Source organism: Thioclava sp. JE_KL1 (assembly GCF_009296265.1).
Classification (GTDB): domain Bacteria; phylum Pseudomonadota; class Alphaproteobacteria; order Rhodobacterales; family Rhodobacteraceae; genus Thioclava.
The window spans coordinates 353405-371090 of record NZ_WBJS01000007.1; the positions used below are offsets into that span (position 1 = coordinate 353405).

The 17686-nt window shown below is 62.4% G+C and carries 15 protein-coding genes and 1 pseudogene; 14 read left to right on the forward strand and 2 right to left on the reverse strand.

The window, feature by feature from the left end; all coding sequences use genetic code 11:
* Positions 1-7 precede the first annotated feature (7 nt).
* From F8R15_RS15820 to F8R15_RS15885, 14 genes are all read left to right on the forward strand, one after another.
* Positions 8-802, forward strand: coding sequence for an SDR family oxidoreductase (locus tag F8R15_RS15820; RefSeq protein WP_152845223.1), 795 nt, complete (start codon positions 8-10; stop codon positions 800-802).
* Positions 802-1743 (forward strand): 3-hydroxyacyl-CoA dehydrogenase, encoded by a 942-nt coding sequence (locus F8R15_RS15825; protein ID WP_152845224.1) that lies wholly within the window; start codon positions 802-804, stop codon positions 1741-1743. Before F8R15_RS15820 ends, F8R15_RS15825 begins: the two co-directional genes overlap by 1 nt.
* A 4-nt stretch (positions 1744-1747) precedes the next feature.
* Positions 1748-2674, forward strand: a complete 927-nt coding sequence (locus tag F8R15_RS15830) for a 3-keto-5-aminohexanoate cleavage protein (RefSeq protein ID WP_078540082.1) — start codon at positions 1748-1750, stop codon at positions 2672-2674.
* 26 nt (positions 2675-2700) lie between these two features.
* The gene (locus F8R15_RS15835) at positions 2701-3579 is read left to right on the forward strand and encodes an SMP-30/gluconolactonase/LRE family protein (protein WP_152845225.1); all 879 of its coding nucleotides are present in this window, start codon (positions 2701-2703) and stop codon (positions 3577-3579) included.
* Between the two features lie 520 nt (positions 3580-4099).
* Positions 4100-5275, forward strand: coding sequence for a Mob protein (locus F8R15_RS15840; protein WP_152845226.1), 1176 nt, complete (start codon positions 4100-4102; stop codon positions 5273-5275).
* Between the two features lie 442 nt (positions 5276-5717).
* Complete coding sequence (locus tag F8R15_RS15845) at positions 5718-6620, forward strand: LysR family transcriptional regulator (protein WP_098410017.1); 903 nt, start codon at positions 5718-5720, stop codon at positions 6618-6620.
* A gap of 121 nt (positions 6621-6741) precedes the next feature.
* Positions 6742-7905 (forward strand): ABC transporter substrate-binding protein, encoded by a 1164-nt coding sequence (locus F8R15_RS15850; RefSeq protein ID WP_098410018.1) that lies wholly within the window; start codon positions 6742-6744, stop codon positions 7903-7905.
* A 123-nt stretch (positions 7906-8028) separates the two neighbouring features.
* Complete coding sequence (locus F8R15_RS15855; RefSeq protein WP_368731072.1) at positions 8029-8955, forward strand: ABC transporter ATP-binding protein; 927 nt, start codon at positions 8029-8031, stop codon at positions 8953-8955.
* Positions 8952-9905, forward strand: a complete 954-nt coding sequence (locus F8R15_RS15860) for an ABC transporter permease (protein WP_078530832.1) — start codon at positions 8952-8954, stop codon at positions 9903-9905. Before F8R15_RS15855 ends, F8R15_RS15860 begins: the two co-directional genes overlap by 4 nt.
* On the forward strand, positions 9895-10704 hold the full coding sequence (locus F8R15_RS15865; protein WP_078530831.1) for an ABC transporter permease: 810 nt from the start codon (positions 9895-9897) through the stop codon (positions 10702-10704). Before F8R15_RS15860 ends, F8R15_RS15865 begins: the two co-directional genes overlap by 11 nt.
* 16 nt (positions 10705-10720) lie before the next feature.
* Positions 10721-12145, forward strand: a complete 1425-nt coding sequence (locus F8R15_RS15870) for a gamma-aminobutyraldehyde dehydrogenase (protein ID WP_098410020.1) — start codon at positions 10721-10723, stop codon at positions 12143-12145.
* Between the two features lie 516 nt (positions 12146-12661).
* Positions 12662-13075, forward strand: a complete 414-nt coding sequence (locus F8R15_RS15875) for a thiol-disulfide oxidoreductase DCC family protein (protein ID WP_152845227.1) — start codon at positions 12662-12664, stop codon at positions 13073-13075.
* Positions 13072-14331 carry an MFS transporter gene (locus F8R15_RS15880; protein WP_253732657.1) on the forward strand — a complete coding sequence of 420 codons (1260 nt, stop codon included), beginning with the start codon at positions 13072-13074 and terminating at the stop codon, positions 14329-14331. The genes F8R15_RS15875 and F8R15_RS15880 overlap by 4 nt, the downstream gene beginning before the upstream one ends.
* Positions 14332-14340: 9 nt before the next feature.
* Entirely contained in the window at positions 14341-14907 is a 567-nt protein-coding gene (locus F8R15_RS15885) for a CIA30 family protein (RefSeq protein WP_216644136.1), read from the forward strand.
* 102 nt (positions 14908-15009) lie between these two features.
* Here the strand turns inward: F8R15_RS15885 and F8R15_RS15890 are convergent, their stop codons facing one another.
* Positions 15010-17376 (reverse strand): YbcC family protein, encoded by a 2367-nt coding sequence (locus tag F8R15_RS15890; protein WP_152845228.1) that lies wholly within the window; start codon positions 17374-17376, stop codon positions 15010-15012.
* Between the two features lie 4 nt (positions 17377-17380).
* Positions 17381-17686 (reverse strand): annotated as a pseudogene (locus F8R15_RS21510) (oxidoreductase); the annotation flags it as partial.

A 17686-nucleotide genomic window follows, 5' to 3' on the forward strand; every position in this document is an offset into this window, starting at 1 on the left:
GATTTCGATGAGTGATACATCCAGGATGAAATTGCCCGGCCTCGAGGGCAAACGCATTGCGGTCACGGCGGGCGCTTCCGGCATCGGTCTGTGCATCGCGCGGGAACTGGCTCGGCAAGGCGCGCGGCTGGCTATCTGCGATATCGATGAAGCCGCGCTTGAACGTGCCGCGCGGGAGCTGGGCGCCGACGTGGCCCTGCGCGCCGACGTCTCGGATGAAGCTGCGGTGGCATCTTTCTTCGAGGCGATCGGGAAGACCCTCGGCGGGCTCGATGCGCTGGTCAACAATGCCGGCATTGCGGGGCCTACCGGCTCGGTCGACGAAATCTCGCCTGAGGATTGGCGGCGTTGCCTCGATATCGGCCTGACCGGGCAGTTTCTATGCACGCGGAAAGCGGTGCCGATGCTGCGCGCGGCAGGGGGGGGAGCGATCGTCAATATCTCCTCCTCGGCGGGCAAGTTCGGCTATGCGTTCCGGACGCCCTACGCTTCGGCCAAATGGGGGGTGATCGGGTTCACCCAGAGCCTCGCGAAGGAGCTCGGTCCCGAGAATATCCGTGCCAATGCGATCCTGCCCGGCATTATCGAAGGGCCGCGGATCGAAGGTGTGATCGCAGCTCGCGCGAAGCAGACCGGGATCAGCGATGAAGAGATGACCGAGCGGTATCTGTCGAACGTCTCGCTGCGCCGGATGACCCCGCCCGAGGACGTGGCGGACATGGCCGCCTTCCTGATCGCCGAGACCGGGCGCAACCTGTCGGGGCAGAGCTTCCCCGTCGATGGCAACGTGGAGACCTTGTGATGAAAGACCCTGTCGCCTGCGTCGGTTCGGGGCTTATCGGGCGCGCCTGGGCCATCGTGTTCGCCCGCGCCGGTCATCCGGTGCGGTTGTGGGACGAGGTCCCCGCCGCGCCAAAGGCCGCGCGCGACTTCGCCGCCGAGATGCTGCCGGAACTGGAGCGTCTGGGCCTCATCCCCGGAACCGCCGAGGAAGCCCTCGCGCGCATCGAGCCGGTCGCCACGCTCGAAGAGGCGCTCGAGGGCGCGCGGCACGTGCAGGAGAGCACTTTCGAGGAAATCGGAGTGAAGCGCGAAATCTTCGCACGTCTCGACGCGATCGTCGGACCCGATACCGTGCTCGCCTCTTCGTCGTCGGCCCTGCTGCCGTCGGCCATTTCCGAGGGGCTCGCGGGGCGTCACAGGGTCATGGTCAATCATCCGATCAATCCCGCCTATCTCGTGCCCGCAGCAGAGTTGGTGCCCGCGCCCTGGACCGATCCCGCGCTCCTTGAGCGCACGGCGGATCTTCTGCGCGATGCCGGCATGCGCCCGATCGTCATGCAGAAGGAAATCGACGGCTTCGTGATGAACCGCCTTCAGGGCGCGCTTCTGCATGAGGCGTTCCGGCTTGTGGCCGATGGATATGCCAGCACCGAAGACGTCGATATCGGGTTGCGCGAAGGGCTCGCGCTTCGCTGGTCCTTCATCGGCCCGTTCGAGACCATCGACCTCAACGCGCCCGAGGGCGTGCGGCAATATGTGACGCGCTACGGCGGCATTTATGACGGCATGGCGGGGCAACCCGCGGCGGACTGGCGCGGCCCCGTGCTGGACCGGATCGAGGCGGAGCGCCGTGCGGCGCTTCCCGCAGACGAGCTTGCTCAGCGGCAGGCGTGGCGAGACCGGCGCCTCATGGCGCTCGCCGCTCACAAGCGCCGCGCAACAGACGAAATCGGAGATTGATAGAATGCCAGACAAGGTCATCCTCACCTGCGCCGTGACCGGCGCCATCCACACGCCAACGATGTCGGACCACCTGCCCATCACGCCCGACGAGATCGCTGAAGCCGCGATCGGGGCGGCCGAAGCGGGGGCCGCGATCCTGCACCTGCATGCCCGTGACCCGAAAACCGGCAAGCCTGACCAGTCGGCCGAGGCCTTCGCGCCGTTCTTGGGCCGGATCAAGCAGGCGACGAACGCGGTGGTGAATATCACCACCGGCGGTTCGCCCTACATGACGGTTGACGAGCGCACGAAGCCCGCGGCGCAATGGGCGCCCGAGGTCGCCTCGCTCAACATGGGGTCGATGAATTTCGGCTTCTTCCCGCTTCTCGCGAAATACAAGGAGTTCAAGCACGCATGGGAGCGCGAGCATCTCGAGGGGTCGCGTGACCTCGTCTTCCGCAATTCGTTCAAGGACATCGAATACGTGCTGGAGACCTGTTACGACAACGGCACCCGGTTCGAGTTCGAATGCTACGATATCTCGCATCTCTACAACCTCGCGCATTTCGCGGACCGTGGCCTCGTGAAGCCGCCGTTCTTCGTTCAGTCCGTCTTTGGCCTGCTGGGGGGGATCGGCACCCATCCCGAGGATGTCATGCACATGAAGCGCACGGCAGACCGTCTCTTCGGAAAGGATTTCCGCTGGTCGGTTCTGGGTGCCGGCAAGGACCAGTTCCGCATCGCCACACAGGCACTGAGCATGGGGGGCAATATCCGCGTCGGTCTCGAGGACAGCATCTGGATCTCGCGCGGCAAGCTTGCAGAGAGCAACGCCCAACAGGTCGCCAAGGCGCGCGCCCTCGTCGAGGGGCTGGGCCTCGAGCTCGCGACGCCGGACGAGGCGCGCGAGATGCTCGCGCTCAAAGGCGGCGACGCCGTGAACTTCTGAACCGGATACCAAGGGAGGAGACCAACATGCAGATCGATATTCTGCTCGACGTGAAGACGACGCTGGGCGAGGGCCCGGTCTGGGACGTCGAAAGCCAGCGGCTCTATTTCATCGACTCGATGGATGGACGTGTGTTTCGCTGCACTGCGGACGGGACGGAGCTGCGCGCCTGGGATGTGCCGGGCAAGATCGGCTCGATGGCGGTGCGCAAGGACGGCAAGGACGCCATCGTCTCGCTCGACAAGGGGTTCTGGTTACTGGATTTCGACAGCGGCGATTGCGAGTTGCTGCACGACCCGGAGGCTAATCTCGCCACGACCCGTATCAACGACGGAAAATGCGACCGGCGCGGACGGTTTTTCGCCGGCTCGATGGACATGCAGGAAGAGGGGCCGCTGGGCGCACTCTACCGCGTCGATCCCGACCTGAGCGTAACCAAGCTCGAGGAGGGGATCATCTGCTCGAACGGGCCTTGCTTCTCGCCGGACGACAAGACCTTCTACTTCACCGATACCTGGACCGGTGAGATCTGGGCTTATGACTATGATATCGAGACGGGCGGCATTTCGAACCGTCGCACCTTTGCGAAGGCCGATACCTCCAACGGGGGCGCCGCGGACGGGGCGACGGTCGATGCGGAGGGCTATTACTGGATGGCGCTGGTCTATGATGGGCGGATCTGCCGCTTCGCACCGGACGGCACGCTCGATATGGAAATCCCGATGCCAGTGAAGAAGGTCACGAGCGTCCAGTTCGGCGGCCCTGATCTCGACGTGCTCTACGTCACGTCGATGGCAAAGCCCCCACTGCCGCGTTTTCCCGACGACGGTGTTCAGCGCGGCAGCCTGTTCGCGATCCGCGGTCTCGGCGTGAAAGGCGTTCCGGAGCCGCGCTTCGGCGGCTAAGCTCTCAAAGCCGACCTCATCCAAAGCCCTGCGCGCACTCCGCGCGCAGGCGCATCCAGAGGGGCTGCGTGAGACCGAAGAGCGGCCAAACGTGTCGTCGCGCAAATCAGTGTTCAGGCGAACCGTTTGCTGTTCTTTCTCCCGAATATGATTTGCGAGTTTCTATCGCTTCGCCAATCCGCTGGTGTTCTTTTTCTTACGCCCTGAGCCGCCGCGCGAGACGTTGCACCATCACCCGCGTCCAGTTCGGGCGAATCTCGTCTGTCTGTTTGTAAAGCAGGGGTCGAGGCTGTCACGCCGATCCGCAATCCAGCCGTTCGAAAAGCCTACCTACAGTCTGTCATATAGCTAGTTTTTCCTGCGCCGTTTTTTGCACCGGTCTCCTGCCCGTTTTTTCAGGTCACCCTCTTATCCTCGAGTGAGAGCCACGGAAGGAAAGAGGTGATCCATGAGCTATCAGTTTGTCCATATCGAATGTTATTCGGCCGCCCCGCGCAAGGTGAAGGGGGCGCCAGAACAGGTGAACACGGCCGTGCAGGTCTTCGGCGAAGCGATGCGGGTGCCGCGCTATTCGCGCCATGTCGACGAGCCGAAAGCGCCGATTACGCTTGACGGCACGACGACGCTCAAGAAGCTCGAGGTGCTCTGGACCGAGAAGGTGCAGAAGATCCGTGAGACCGTGAAAAGTGCGAAAGGCACGAGCTATCAGCGTCGGCTGCGCCGGGATGCAGCGACGCTCTACACGGAAATTCACTCGCACCCCCTTTCGGTGGAGGCCTTCAGGCGTGATGAGAAGTGCTATCGTCCGCAAATCCTCAGCTGGGCGGAACGGGTGCTCACGCATTTCGAAAGGCGCATGCCCAAGGGAATTGAGTGGGCAGCAGTGCTGCATCTCGATGAGACCCATGTCCACCTCCACATCCTTGCGATCAATGTCGAAGACCCGAAACTCGATGCGAACAAGCTGCATGCGGGCAAGCGCGCAGCCGCGGAGGTTCGCGCCTCCTGCGAGACCCCTTCGGCCATTTGCTCTCTCCCGCGCCCCATCCCCAAGCCTCTTCCGCCGAGGCCGCGCAAACGGGCTCTTGGCAAACGACCGGAGACCATCGCGCGCAACAAGGTGCATAATGCCACGCGTCTCGAGGCGTGGCGCTCGGCTTCACGAAAGGCGCACGCTGAGAATGCCCAGACGCTTGCGGCGTGGAAGGAAGAGAACCGCACCCATCTGAAGGCGGCTCGAAAACTGCGGGGTGAGGTTCCGGAAATGGTCGCCTACCGTGCGGCCATGCGTCAGTTCCAGGACGATTACCACCGGGCGGTCGGAGAGCACTGCGGGCTCTTGCGCGACGGGCCGCGAAAAGCGCGGCTATCGACGAAGCAACATGCCGCGCGCAAAGCGATTGCGGCACAGATGCAGGGGGCGTTCGCGGAGCTCGACCGAAGAGCCCTGGATTTTGCGCAAAAGCAGGCCGCCCTGCGCGATGTCATCGCGGCGCTTTCCGACGGCCGTGCCGAAATCTCGGGTGGCGACATCGTGATGGAGGATATGCCTGCCTCCCTCAAGGCGCTCGGTGACACTGCGGAGGACTGGATGATCCGTGCTGTGCTGGATCTCTTGGTGCGGGCTGGTGAGGCCGGGGTTGGTGCGCTGCAGCCGGCGCGCGATGAGGAGTTTGACGGACCGGGAATGCAGTGATCTGGGCAGCGACGGCCAGCGGAAAAAGGGCAGGCGGCCTGAACAGTTGCTGCCAAGCTGCGCGCCTTGGCTGCGGACGAACCTTCGCTGCCACGAAGGGCACAGTTTTGACGCCTATGTCATGCTGTGATGGTGGCTCCGGACACTCAGGTTGCTCTGGTTGCTAGCCAATATAGCCCGGTTATCAAAACGTCGCTGACCGATCGCGAGATGCCAGAAAATCACACATGGTTGTCATTACCGTTGTCGCGAGCAAGCTAGTCACAATTTTGAACGCGCATTGACACGTCTTGTCATCTAGGCTCCAGCTCTCGCAGAGAATGCCATCTCTGACGCTGACGGTTTCACGACAAAACTGGTGCGCCAATTCAGAGTTGTGCGGTCTATCAAGAAATTCCGTGCGCGATAGACGTCGCTGCTATTGACACGCTAAGAACATGAGATGGCATTTTCACTCAAACAGCTTCGCTACTTTATCGCGGTCGCCGAGGCCGGCACCGTGTCGGGCGCCGCGCAAACGCTTGCGATCTCACAATCCGCGGTGACCGAAGCGATCCGTGAGTTGGAGGCTGATCTCGGCGTGCAGTTGTTCACTCGTCATGCACGCGGGCTAGAGATTACACATAAAGGACATCAGTTTCTGCGCCATGCCACGGGCATTCTCGCGAGGGTCGCCGATGCCCGACATGCCTTGACGCAGGAGAGCGACGACCTGACCGGGACCCTGCATGTAGGGGTGACGTCGCTCGTGGCGGGCTATGTGCTATCGGATATTCTTGCCCGGTTCCGGCGTGCCAATCCGCAAGTCGAGGTGACGGCATCGGAAGACTCGGGCGATTACCTCGAGCATCTCCTAGTCGGCGGAGAGTTGGACGTGGCGGTGATGGTGACTAGCAACATGCGCGACCGCATGGCGCTACAGAGCGAGATCATCGATACCTCTCCCTACCAGCTCTGGCTGCCCAACGGGCACGAGCTGACGACGCGGACCTCCGTCTCGATTGAGGATCTCACGGGCGAGCCGATGATCATGTTGAGGATCGACGAGGTCGAGGAAGCGACGCGCAAGCTGCTGTCGGCGTTTGGGGCGCGCCCGCGTGTGGCTTTTCGAACCCGCTCTGTGGAGGCCGTGCGCTCGCTGGTCGCGACGGGCGCGGGAATCGCGCTCTTGCCGGAAATGGTCTATCGCCGCTGGTCTCTCGAAGGGGACCGCATCGTGTCCAGAGATGTGTCGGGAAGCCTTCCAGTTGTGCAGGTTGGAGTCGTTTGGAGAAAAGGTGCCCCTCTTTCGCGTGTGGCGCGTGAATTTGTTCTTGCGGCGCAAGTCCATAAAAATACGCGATGATTCCAAGGTATCTGTTTTTTCGATAGCTAAAACCTGAGAATTGAATTTGTGAAAGCTCACGGAGTTTCACAGGCTGGTGTGCAAGAGAGTTCCAACTCTCGTTGCAACAGGGAAAGTCATCATGAAACAGTTTTTCAAAGCCTGCGTATCAGGCCTTGCACTCACGGCTGCCACAACGCTTCCGCTGCAGGCCGCCGATATGCTGAGTGAAGTGGGCGCAGGGGAAGGCAGCGTCTCCATCGTCGCATGGCCGGGTTACATCGAGCGCGGCGAGACCGATCCGGCCTTCGACTGGGTCACCAAGTTTGAAGAGGCGACGAGCTGCAAGGTCGAAATCAAAACCGCCAACACCTCGGACGAAATGGTCGCATTGATGAACGAAGGGGGCTTCGATCTAGTGACTGCTTCGGGCGATGCTTCGTTGCGCCTGATTGCAGGTGGTCGCGTGCAGCCGGTCAATATCGATCTGATCCCAAGCTGGTCGCGCGTCGATGATCGCCTGAAGGACGCCCCGTGGCACACCGTCAAAGGCACCCATTACGGCACGCCCTTCATGTGGGGGCCGAACGTGCTGATGTATAACACCGAGGTGTTCGGCGAGGCGCCCAAAAGCTGGAACGTCGTGTTCGAGGAGATGACCCTCCCGGATGGCGAAAGCAACAAGGGGCGCGTGCAGGCATATGACGGGCCGATCTACATCGCGGATGCCGCGATGTATTTGATGGCCCACAAGCCCGAGCTTGGCATCACCAGCCCTTATGAGCTTAACGAAGACCAATATGCCGCCGCGCTCGATCTTCTACGCACGCAACGCACGCTGGTGTCGCGCTATTGGCATGACGCTTTCATCCAGATCGACGATTTCAAGAACGAAGGTATGGTGGCCTCCTCCTCCTGGCCGTTCATGGTCAACCTGCTCAAGGCCGACGGCCTGCCGATCGCGTCTGTGATTCCGCAAGAGGGCGCAACGGGCTGGGCCGATACGCTGATGCTCCATTCCGAGGCCGCACACCCGAATTGCGCCTATATGTTCATGGAGCATTCGCTGAATTCGAACCTGCAATCCGATCTCTCGGTGTGGTTTGGTGCAGTGCCCTCCGTGCCCGAGGCTTGCACCGACGGATCGGGGATGCAAACCGCTGCGGGCTGTTCCGAGAACGGTCTCGACGATTTCGACAAGATCAAGTTCTGGCAAACTCCGGTGTCGAACTGTGACGGCCAAGACAATTGCGTGCCCTACTACCGCTGGGTGTCCGACTACATCGGTGTGATTGGCGGCCGCTAATCGCTCCAGACCGCCCGGAGCCGACCCCTTTTCGGGTCCGGGCGCATTCTCCCAGAAAGACCAAAGATGACTGATGCCGTGACCTTCCAAGGCGTTTCGCGCCATTTCGGATCCGTAAAAGCCGTGGACGAGGTCGACCTTTCGATCCGTGATGGAGAATTCTTCGCCATGCTCGGCCCATCCGGTTCGGGTAAGACGACCTGCCTGCGTCTTATCGCGGGGTTCGAACAACCGACCGCCGGGCATATTGCGATTTTTGGTGAACGTGCCGAGGGCGTGCCGCCCTATCTGCGCAACGTGAATACTGTATTTCAGAACTACGCATTGTTTCCGCATATGAATGTGCGCGAGAACGTGGCTTTCGGGTTGCGGGTGAAGGGCGTGGGAAAGGCTGAGCGTTCCCGCGCTGCCGAAGAGGCTTTGGAACTTGTCGAACTGAGCGGCTATGGTGATCGCCGCGCTGGGGAGTTGTCTGGCGGGCAACGCCAGCGTGTCGCGCTGGCGCGCGCGTTGATCAACAAGCCGCGCGTGGTGTTACTGGACGAGCCTTTGGGGGCGCTTGATCTAAAGTTGCGCGAGCAGATGCAGGAAGAGCTGCGCAAGTTGCAACTCGCGCTGGGTCTTACCTTTGTGTTCGTCACCCACGATCAGGACGAGGCGCTGTCGATGGCCGATCGTGTTGCCGTCTTCGCTGAGGGGAAAATCCAGCAGATCGGCACCTCCGAAGAAATCTACCGCTGCCCCAATACGCGTTTCGTGGCCGATTTTGTCGGCTCCTCCAACGTGCTTCCCGCCGATCTGGCGGGAGTCGGGGATGTGGGCCAATGGGCCTCGCTGCGCCCCGAGGATGTGGTGCTTGATCCTGCCGGGCGAGAGGCGACGGTCACGGGTCGGTTCTTTCACGGCCGGGTGACCAAGCTTTCGCTCATTCTTGCGGGGCAAAGCCTGACCGCTCTGATCCCGGCGCGCGAAGATACCCCTGATGTGGGCGAGGCGGCGCGGATTTCCTGGGACCCTGCGCGGGTGCATCTGATGGAGCGGGAAGCATGAGCGATCTAAGCTCAAATGCTGCGCTTTTCGCCCCGCGCTCCGGGCCGCTGGCGCGTGCGGTGGACTGGATCATCCGCCACCCTCGCATGTTCGTCTTTCTTCTGGTGTTGCCGATCACGCTGTGGCTGGGGATCGTCTATATCGGCGCGCTCATCGCACTGCTGATCCAGAGCTTCTTCTCCATCGACGAATTTTCGGGCGTCGTGGTCCATGAGTTTACGCTGAAAACCTATGGCGAGCTGCTGCGGCCCTACAATCTCGACATCATCCTGCGCACCGTGGCGATGGCCGCATCGGTTACGATCGCCGCGGCGATCCTGGCCTTTCCTATCGCCTATTTTGCTGCTCGCTATGCGAAGGGCAAATGGAAGGCGCTGTTTTACGTGGGCGTCATGTTGCCGCTCTGGTCGAGCTATCTGGTCAAGGTTTACGCTTGGAAGCTCGTGCTTGCCAAGGAAGGCATCCTGAACTGGATTTTTGCCAAGCTGCATCTGACATGGCTGCTGGAGGGGGTTTTATCGTTGCCCGTGATCGGCGGAAATTCCTTGTCGGTCAGCTATATCGGCACCTTCCTCGTATTTCTCTATATCTGGTTGCCCTACATGATCATTCCCGTGCAGGCGGCTTTGGAGCGGGTCTCCAAAGATCTCACCGAGGCCGCTTCCGATCTTGGCGCAACGCCAAGGCAGAACTTTCGCATGGTGTTGCTGCCTCTCGCGCTTCCGGGAGTGGTGGCTGGCTCGATTTTCACCTTTTCGCTGACTCTGGGCGACTACATCGTGCCCCAGATCGTGGGCAATTCGCGCCTCTTCATCGGGCAGGCGGTCTATACCCAGCAGGGCACGGCTGGGAACATCCCGCTTGCCGCCGCCTTCACCGTGGTGCCGATCGTGATCATGGGCATCTACCTGTGGGGCGCACGCAAGATGGGAGCATTCGATGCACTCTGACAACCGATCTCCTCTGGGTCTCAAGCTGGCCGCATTCGGTGGGCTCGTTTTCCTGCTCGCCCCCATCGCGCTGATTTTCCTCTACGCCTTCTCGACTGAGGAGAAGAGCTTTCAATGGCCGCCGCCCGGTTACACGCTGAAATGGATCGGTGTCACCTTGGGGCGCAAGGATGTCTGGGAGGCCATGGCCCTTTCGGTGAAAGTTGCGGCGATCTCGACCAGTCTGGCGCTGATCTTGGGCACGTTGACAGCCGCTGCTGTGGCGCGCTCCAAGTTTTTTGGCCGCGAAACAATTTCGCTTCTGGTGATCCTGCCCATCGCTTTGCCGGGAATCATCACCGGGATTTCCCTGCGCTCGGCCTTCTCTTTGCTGGATATTCCGTTCAGCACTTGGACCATCGTTTTGGGCCACGCGACTTTTTGTATCGTGATTGTCTATAACAATGCGGTGGCGCGGTTTCGGCGCACGTCGGGGGCGCTGATCGATGCCGCCATGGATCTGGGCGCGGACGGGGTGCAGACCTTCCGCCTCGTGATCCTGCCCAATATCGCAACCGCCTTGCTGGCGGGTGGGATGCTGGCCTTTGCCCTCAGTTTCGATGAGGTCATCGTCACCACTTTCACCGCTGGCAACCAAACCACTCTGCCGATCTGGATGCTCGAAGAGCTCGTCCGCCCACGCCAGCGCCCTGTGACCAATGTGGTCGCGATGGCGGTGGTCCTTGTGACGGTCCTTCCAATCCTCGCGGCCTATTACCTCACAAAAGACGGCGAACACACCGCCGGTTCAGACAAATAAAAACAGGGAGATCCCCATGGACACGCAAATGCTGATCGGCGCAAAGCTCGTTTCCGGCACCGAGACTGAGGAGAGCATCCTCAACCCGCGCACCGGTGAGATCATCACCACGCTGCCCGAAGCTTCTCTTGCGCAGGTCGAAGAGGCGGTGGACGCCGCTGAGAAGGCTTTCACAGCTTGGTCGCGCACCACGCCTGCCGAACGTTCGGGCTATCTGCTTAAGATCGCTGACCGGATCGAGGCGGAGGCGGAAAAACTTGCGGTGCTTGAGGCGCTCAATTGCGGTAAACCCGGCCAGCTCGCGCTGGGGGATGAACTTCCCGCCATCGTGGATTGCTTCCGGTTTTTCGCGGGCGCGGTGCGTTGCATGACCGGGCCGGTGGCAGGGGAATATCTTGAAGGACATACGTCGATGGTCCGCCGCGATCCGATCGGCATCGTCGCCTCGATCGCGCCCTGGAACTATCCGCTGATGATGATGGCTTGGAAGATCGCGCCTGCGATTGGGGCGGGGAATACGGTGGTGTTCAAACCGTCCGAGCAGACCCCGCTGACCGCGTTGGCCATGGCAAATATCTTTGCCGAGGTGTTGCCCGAAGGCGTTGTGAACATCATTCTAGGTCGCGGCGAAACGGTGGGCTCTGCGCTGATTAACCATCCGAAAGTGGCGATGATTTCGGTTACTGGCGATATCGCGACGGGGCGTAAGATTTTGGAAGCCGCCAACAAGACGATCAAGCGCACGCATCTTGAACTGGGCGGCAAGGCCCCAGTTATCGTGTTCAACGATGCTGATCTCGAGGCCACCATTGAAGGGCTGCGCGCCTTCAGTTTCTACAATGCGGGCCAAGACTGCACCGCCGCCTGCCGCGTCTATGTGCAGGGCGAGGTCTACGACAAGTTTGTCGCTGGTTTGACGGATGCGGTCGCACAGATCTCTTATGGTCACGAGGATGACAGCCTTAACGAGATCGGGCCGCTCATTTCGCAGCGCCAGAGCGACCGGGTTGCGAGTTTCGTGGCGCGCGCGCGCGAAGCCAATCATATCGAGATCACCACTGGGGGCGAACGACCCGAGGGGCGGGGATTCTACTACAAGCCTACGGTGGTTGCGGGCGCTCTTCAGACCGATGAGATCGTGCGGCGCGAGGTCTTTGGCCCCGTGGTCTCCGTCACGCGGTTCGACGATCCCGACGATGCGATCAAATGGGCCAATGACAGCGATTATGGCCTCGCCTCGTCGGTGTGGACCAAGGACGTGTCCAAGGGAATGCAGGTTGCCGCGAGGCTGCAATATGGTTGTACTTGGGTTAATACCCATTTCATGCTGACCAATGAGATGCCGCACGGAGGCATGAAACAATCGGGATATGGCAAGGATATGTCTTCCTACGCCTTAGAGGATTACTCGGTCGTCAGGCACGTTATGGTTGCCCATTAGGCGCGGCATGATGGCTGGTGACGGACACCAATGAGTTGGAGCGAATTGACGTGCGCATGTCGGTGGCTGGAAAGGGGCGCTTCTTCGCAACATTCTAGCGCTCGGCTAAGGTGGCTGCTAAATGCTGATATGCCTTTTGTGCTGATCTGGGACGGGTTTGTCTTTAGCCCGCGCGACTTAGGCAACATCACCGACCCGCATTTGCGGGCCGGGATGACGCGCGCGATCTGTCTCGGTTTCAAACGGGGCATGCGACGTGAATAGCCCCGCGTTTCTCAGATGGCTTGCAGACAATCGTATCCTTGTTCGCTATGCCCTACCGGACCGCGGGCGCAGAGGATAAGTGGAGGGCGCTCGAAAGGACCACTGGGAGCGGAAATAGGACAGCAAGCGTGAAGACGAGCTCAGCTGGCATCAGGACAGTCCACGCTCTCGCCGGGGTATTTTGGAGAAGTTCCCTCCGGCAAAAGATCCTCGTATCGTCAAACCGCGTAATACTCATCAACCAAACTGAAGATGGGTGATAGCGTGCGCCATGCCGCGATGCACAAAACCTCCAAGGCGACCGTTTACTATGACGGAGGGTGTCCGTTGTGTCGCGCGGAGATCGGTCTCTATAGGGAGACACCGGGCGCGGAGGCGCTTGCGTTCGTCGATCTCTCCGAGCCGGGCGCGACCCTGCCTGACGGGCTGAGCCGGGCCGATGCGCTCGCTCGGTTCCACGTCCGCGCAGAGGATGGGCGTCTCGTCTCGGGGGCTGCTGCTTTCGCCGAACTTTGGTCCCATCTTCCGCGCTGGCGTGGTCTGGCGCGCATCGCACGGTGGCCGCTCGTCAAGACCCTCCTCGAACTGACCTATCGCGTCTTTCTAAGGCTCCGCCCCGGTATCGTCTGGCTCTTTGTCAGGCTCACAGGGCGACGCGCCCGATGAATCCTGCGCCTATGGATCAGTCGAAGGATTATTGGCGCGTGGGCTTTCTCGCGATGGCGCTCGCCACGGCGAGTATCCCGATTTATATCCACCTGCCGAGTTTCGCGGCCACGCGACTTGATCTGTCGCTTGGTCAAGTCGGAGCGATCCTGCTGCTGATCCGGATCGTGGATTTCCTGCAGGATCCGCTGTTGGGATATGTGACAGACCGTTGGGCGCGTTTTCGAGCGGGTTTCGCAGTCCTCGCGATGGGGCTGCTCGCGGCGGGCTGCGTGGCGGTTTTTTCGCTACCTCCGGAGGGACATCCTGCGCTCTGGCTGACCGGGGGGCTGGTCGTGGCGTTTACGGGCTATAGCCTTGGGACGATCCTGATCTACGGCCAGAGCGCTGCCTTCGCGGGCACGGGGCAGCCCCGGGCGCAGCTGAGCCTTGCAGGTTGGCGCGAAACGGGTGTTCTGATCGGTGTGACTCTCGGGGCGATTGCGCCGACGCTGCTTGCGAATGTTTCCGCGCAGGCAGATGGTTATGTGGCGTTCGGCTGGCTCATCGCCCTGCTGGCTCTGATCGCGATCGTGCTGGCGCGGCCGCTGTGGCGCAAGACGCAAGTGACGTCGATGCGACTGAACTGGCGGGGGCTGATCGGGTCCGGCGCGGGCTGGCTCCTGCTGCTGGCCTTCGTCAACAGCCTGCCTGTGGCTGTCACGTCGACGCTTTTTCTGTTCTTCGTGGGAGACCGTCTTGGCCTGCCTGATCTCGCCGGACCTTTCCTCATCCTTTTCTTCATCGCCGCGGGCGCAAGCGCGCCAGTCTGGGGGCGTCTCGCCCGACGTGTCGGCGCCCGCCGGGTGCTTCTGGCCGCGATGATCCTCTCGATCGTGAGCTTCATCGGCGCGTTCAGCCTGCCGCCGGGCGCCGCGTTGTCCTTCGCGGCGATCTGCATCGGCTCAGGCATAGCGCTTGGCGCGGATATGGTGATCCTCTCGGCGCTCTTTGCCGCCGCCCTGTCGCGTGCTGGGCTTCAGGCGGGGCAGGCCTTCGGGATCTGGAACTTCAGCGCCAAGGCGACACTGGCGATCGCCGCCGGGACCGTGCTGCCGCTGCTTCAGTATTTCGGCTACCAGCCCGATGGCGAGAACAGCCGGGCGGCGCTCGATGCGCTCAATGTCAGCTATGCGCTTGTTCCCTGCGCGCTGAAACTGGCGGCGATCGCCCTCGTGCTTCGATTGCCGCGTGATATTCTTGACCCCGCAACCTGAGGCTGGAGGATGCCCGTGACCCTCAAATTCCTGCTCACGATAGCAATGCTCGTTGGCGCGACGATCTCTGCCCAAGGTGAACCGATGCCCCCAGAAATGCCCCTAGAGACCTTTTCGAACCACCCAGAGACCCGCTGGCGTGTCTTCACCGATACGGTGATGGGCGGCGTCTCGACGGGGCAGGTCAGCTTCGAGCGCGAGGGCGCCACACATTTCGCCCGCCTCAGCGGCAAGGTCAGCACGAAGAACCGCGGTGGTTTCATCCAGATTCAGATGAAACTCGATGCGCCACCAGAGGGCGCGCGCGGCGTGCGGATCGTCATGCGCGGAAATGACGAGGATTACTTTGTCCATCTGCGCAGCCGCACGATGCTGTTGCCGTGGCAGTATTATCAGGCGCGGTTTCATGCCACCACAGGTTGGACGGAGGTGAAACTGCCCTTCACGGCTTTCACGCCATCGGGCGGAATGCTGCGCGCTGAGCCTCGCGCGAAAGACCTCAAATCCATCGGCGTCGTTGCCTATGGCAAGGATTATGAAGCCTCCGTCGACGTTAAGGAAATCGGCTTTTACTGAATGCGGACTGGTCGGCCCCTCGCAGACCGACGATCGCGCGGCTCCGCCCCTTGCGCCGCAACGAGGGGGCAGGGCCGCGCTTCGATCCGTCAACCTCTGCGCTCAGGCGGCGCGGATCGCGGGCGGCTGATCTCTCGCGATCCACGCGCCTTGTTCATAGCGCGCGCAGATCTGGCCCGCGTCATCCATCGCCTGCAGCGACAGCCAGCCATTGTCGAACAGGGTTTTAAGTTGCGGATGCCGCTCCAGCACGCCGGAGATCGCCTCCGTCGGGGCCGCGACGACGACCGAGAGCCGCAGAGGATCATGGCGCAACTGTTCCCCGTCATGCAGGGACTGCATCGGCAGACCGACCCGCAGATCGCCTCCATTGCCCTCGAACACGCCGATACCGCCGACAACGTTGTGCAGCAGCTTGTTGCCTGCCCCAAAGACCTCGGGCGCGGTGGCTGAGCCATGATATTGCAGCGCGATCCAGTTGGTGACTACCGCAGGGGCGGTCAGGATCAGTTCCAGCGTCGCGAAGCCATCATCCTGCCGCCAATGGTAATCGTGCAGGAAGGCTCGCCCGCCAAGATCACAGCCCAGACTGCGCGCCCTCGGTGCCACGATGAAGGCACGGCATCCGGCCAGACCCCATTCGGGGCGCAGCTCGGACCAGTCCTTGCCGCGCCGGGGCAGGTCGGCCCCGGATCCCGCGCGGGGCAGAGCCTGCGCCCGCGCCGTCCGCACGATTTCGCCCGCCTTCGCGAGCGCTGCTTGTAGCCGCGCCAGATGCGCCTTCGGCACCGCACTGAGCCCTTCGTCGAACAGGTGCAGCGCATCGCTGACCGTGTCATGTAGCCCCGCGAGGAAGCGCGTCTCAGGCAGGATCGCGATTCCGTTGCGCGACAGACCCTTGCGCACCACCGGATCATTGAGCAGCTCGGCCAGAAGCCGCGCGTTCACATCGCCCGCATGGCCTCCGCAAGCCCCGCATTGCAGGGCGCTCGCATGCGGCGCGTTTGTGACATGCGCCCCATGGCCAGCGATCAGCACGATCGGCGCGAAACCGGAGGTAAGCGACATTGCCCGCAACACCCGGCCCGCGAGTGCGATCCGCTCTTCCGAGGGCAGGTCGAGTGCGGGCACAGGTTCAGGGGACGGGGCGTCGTCCTGCGCCATCGCCGATCCGAACAGCTTGCCCAAATAGAGCGGCCCGGTCGCCTCCACGAAGGCGAAGGACGAAACCGCGGCCAGTTTGAATCGGCCCCAGGCGCGGGTCGCGCGCCGGGTGATCCGTTCCGCCTGATCGGCCTTGCCGCCCACCGCGACCTGCGAGTTGAGCGCCGCCTCCAGCAGCACCGGCGCCCGCGCCTCGCGCTGATCCGAGGCGAGCCCGAGATGCGCGATCGGCAGGCCGAAGAACCCCGCGAAGCCACGCGTCTGCACCCCGGGATCAGCGGATTCCAGCGCCCGCCGGAACGGTTCGGAGCGCACATCGATACAGAAGATCGCCTGAATGTCCGGCGGCGGCGCGCCGGCCCTGCCTCCCGAGGTGGCGAGCTTTTCGGCCAGCGCCAGCTCCTCGGCCTGATCGGCAGCCTCCTGCAGGGCCAGATCGATGCGTAGATCGTGGCTCGGCTCCAGCGGCGCGGCATGAGCTTTCAGCGCCTGCGTCCAGGGCATGGCGAGTTGGTCGGCGAAGCAGTCGAGCAGCGCTACCTCCCAAGCGAGCCGGATCACTAACATCTCGAACCCCAGCGTGTTGCGTTCGCCCTTCAGCCCATCGGCCCAGCCGAGCCCGCGCACATATTGCGCCCAACCGCCAAGGCTCATCGCGAGCCGGTGCAGATAGAGCGGTGCGGCCTCCGCACTGAGGCCAAGCCGTCCCGTCAACTCCGCGAAGGCCGCGCGTGGATCCGTGGGCAGGCTCGCCACGAAGGCGCAGAAGCCGCGCAGTCCGTGTAAGCCCGGCGTCAGGTCGCGTAGCGCGAAAGCCCGCCATGCTTTGAAGGCCGACCCGCCCGGTGCGGGCCAGAGCGCTTGTCCCTTGTCGAAATGCCCGCCAGCCCACAGACCGACCCGGTCCGCGATCAGAGCGGGCCAGTCTTGCCCGGTTTTCCGCGCCGCCAGATCGGCCAGCGTCGGATCGGGGCAATAGGCGGGCGAAGGGGCATGAAGTGCCCTTTGCACCTGATCGGGATCGAGCTCGGCCCCGACCGCGGCGGCGGCGATGTCCTGCTCCGTCACGCGCCCGGCCTCGAACCACGCGGCGATCACCTCGCGCGGGGCGGTGATCCGCGCGCCCGCCACCCGCGCCAGCCGGGTTGCGGCCTGAAGGCGGCTCTCTCCTGCCTGACCGAGGTAGGGGTTTACCGCGACCGTCGCCTCCAGACCGAAGGCGGGCGGGATCTGTGCCAACGCATCTTCGGCGGCGGCAAAGAGTTGCAGTGTGGCGCCGGGAAACTGATAACTGTGGAAGCGCATTGCCTTAACCTTTCTTGAGGGGCGTCTGCCCGATCAACCGATCGGAGAGAGCGTTGAGATAGAGACCGTTCATCAGATGGACCCGCAGCCCCGCCGCAGCCGGATGGCTGCCCCAGAGCGGGAAGGTCGCCTGCGCCCAGGCTGCGAGACCGAAGCCCACAACGGTCAGGAGCATCACGAGCCAGATCAGCGGATCGGCGACGGGCGGCGGCGGCAGGGTGCCCGCCGAGAGCGCATTCGCCCCCCAATGCAGCGCGAAATAGCCAAGGGTCGCGCCCAGAGACATCAGCGTCGTGCGCCAGAACAGAGG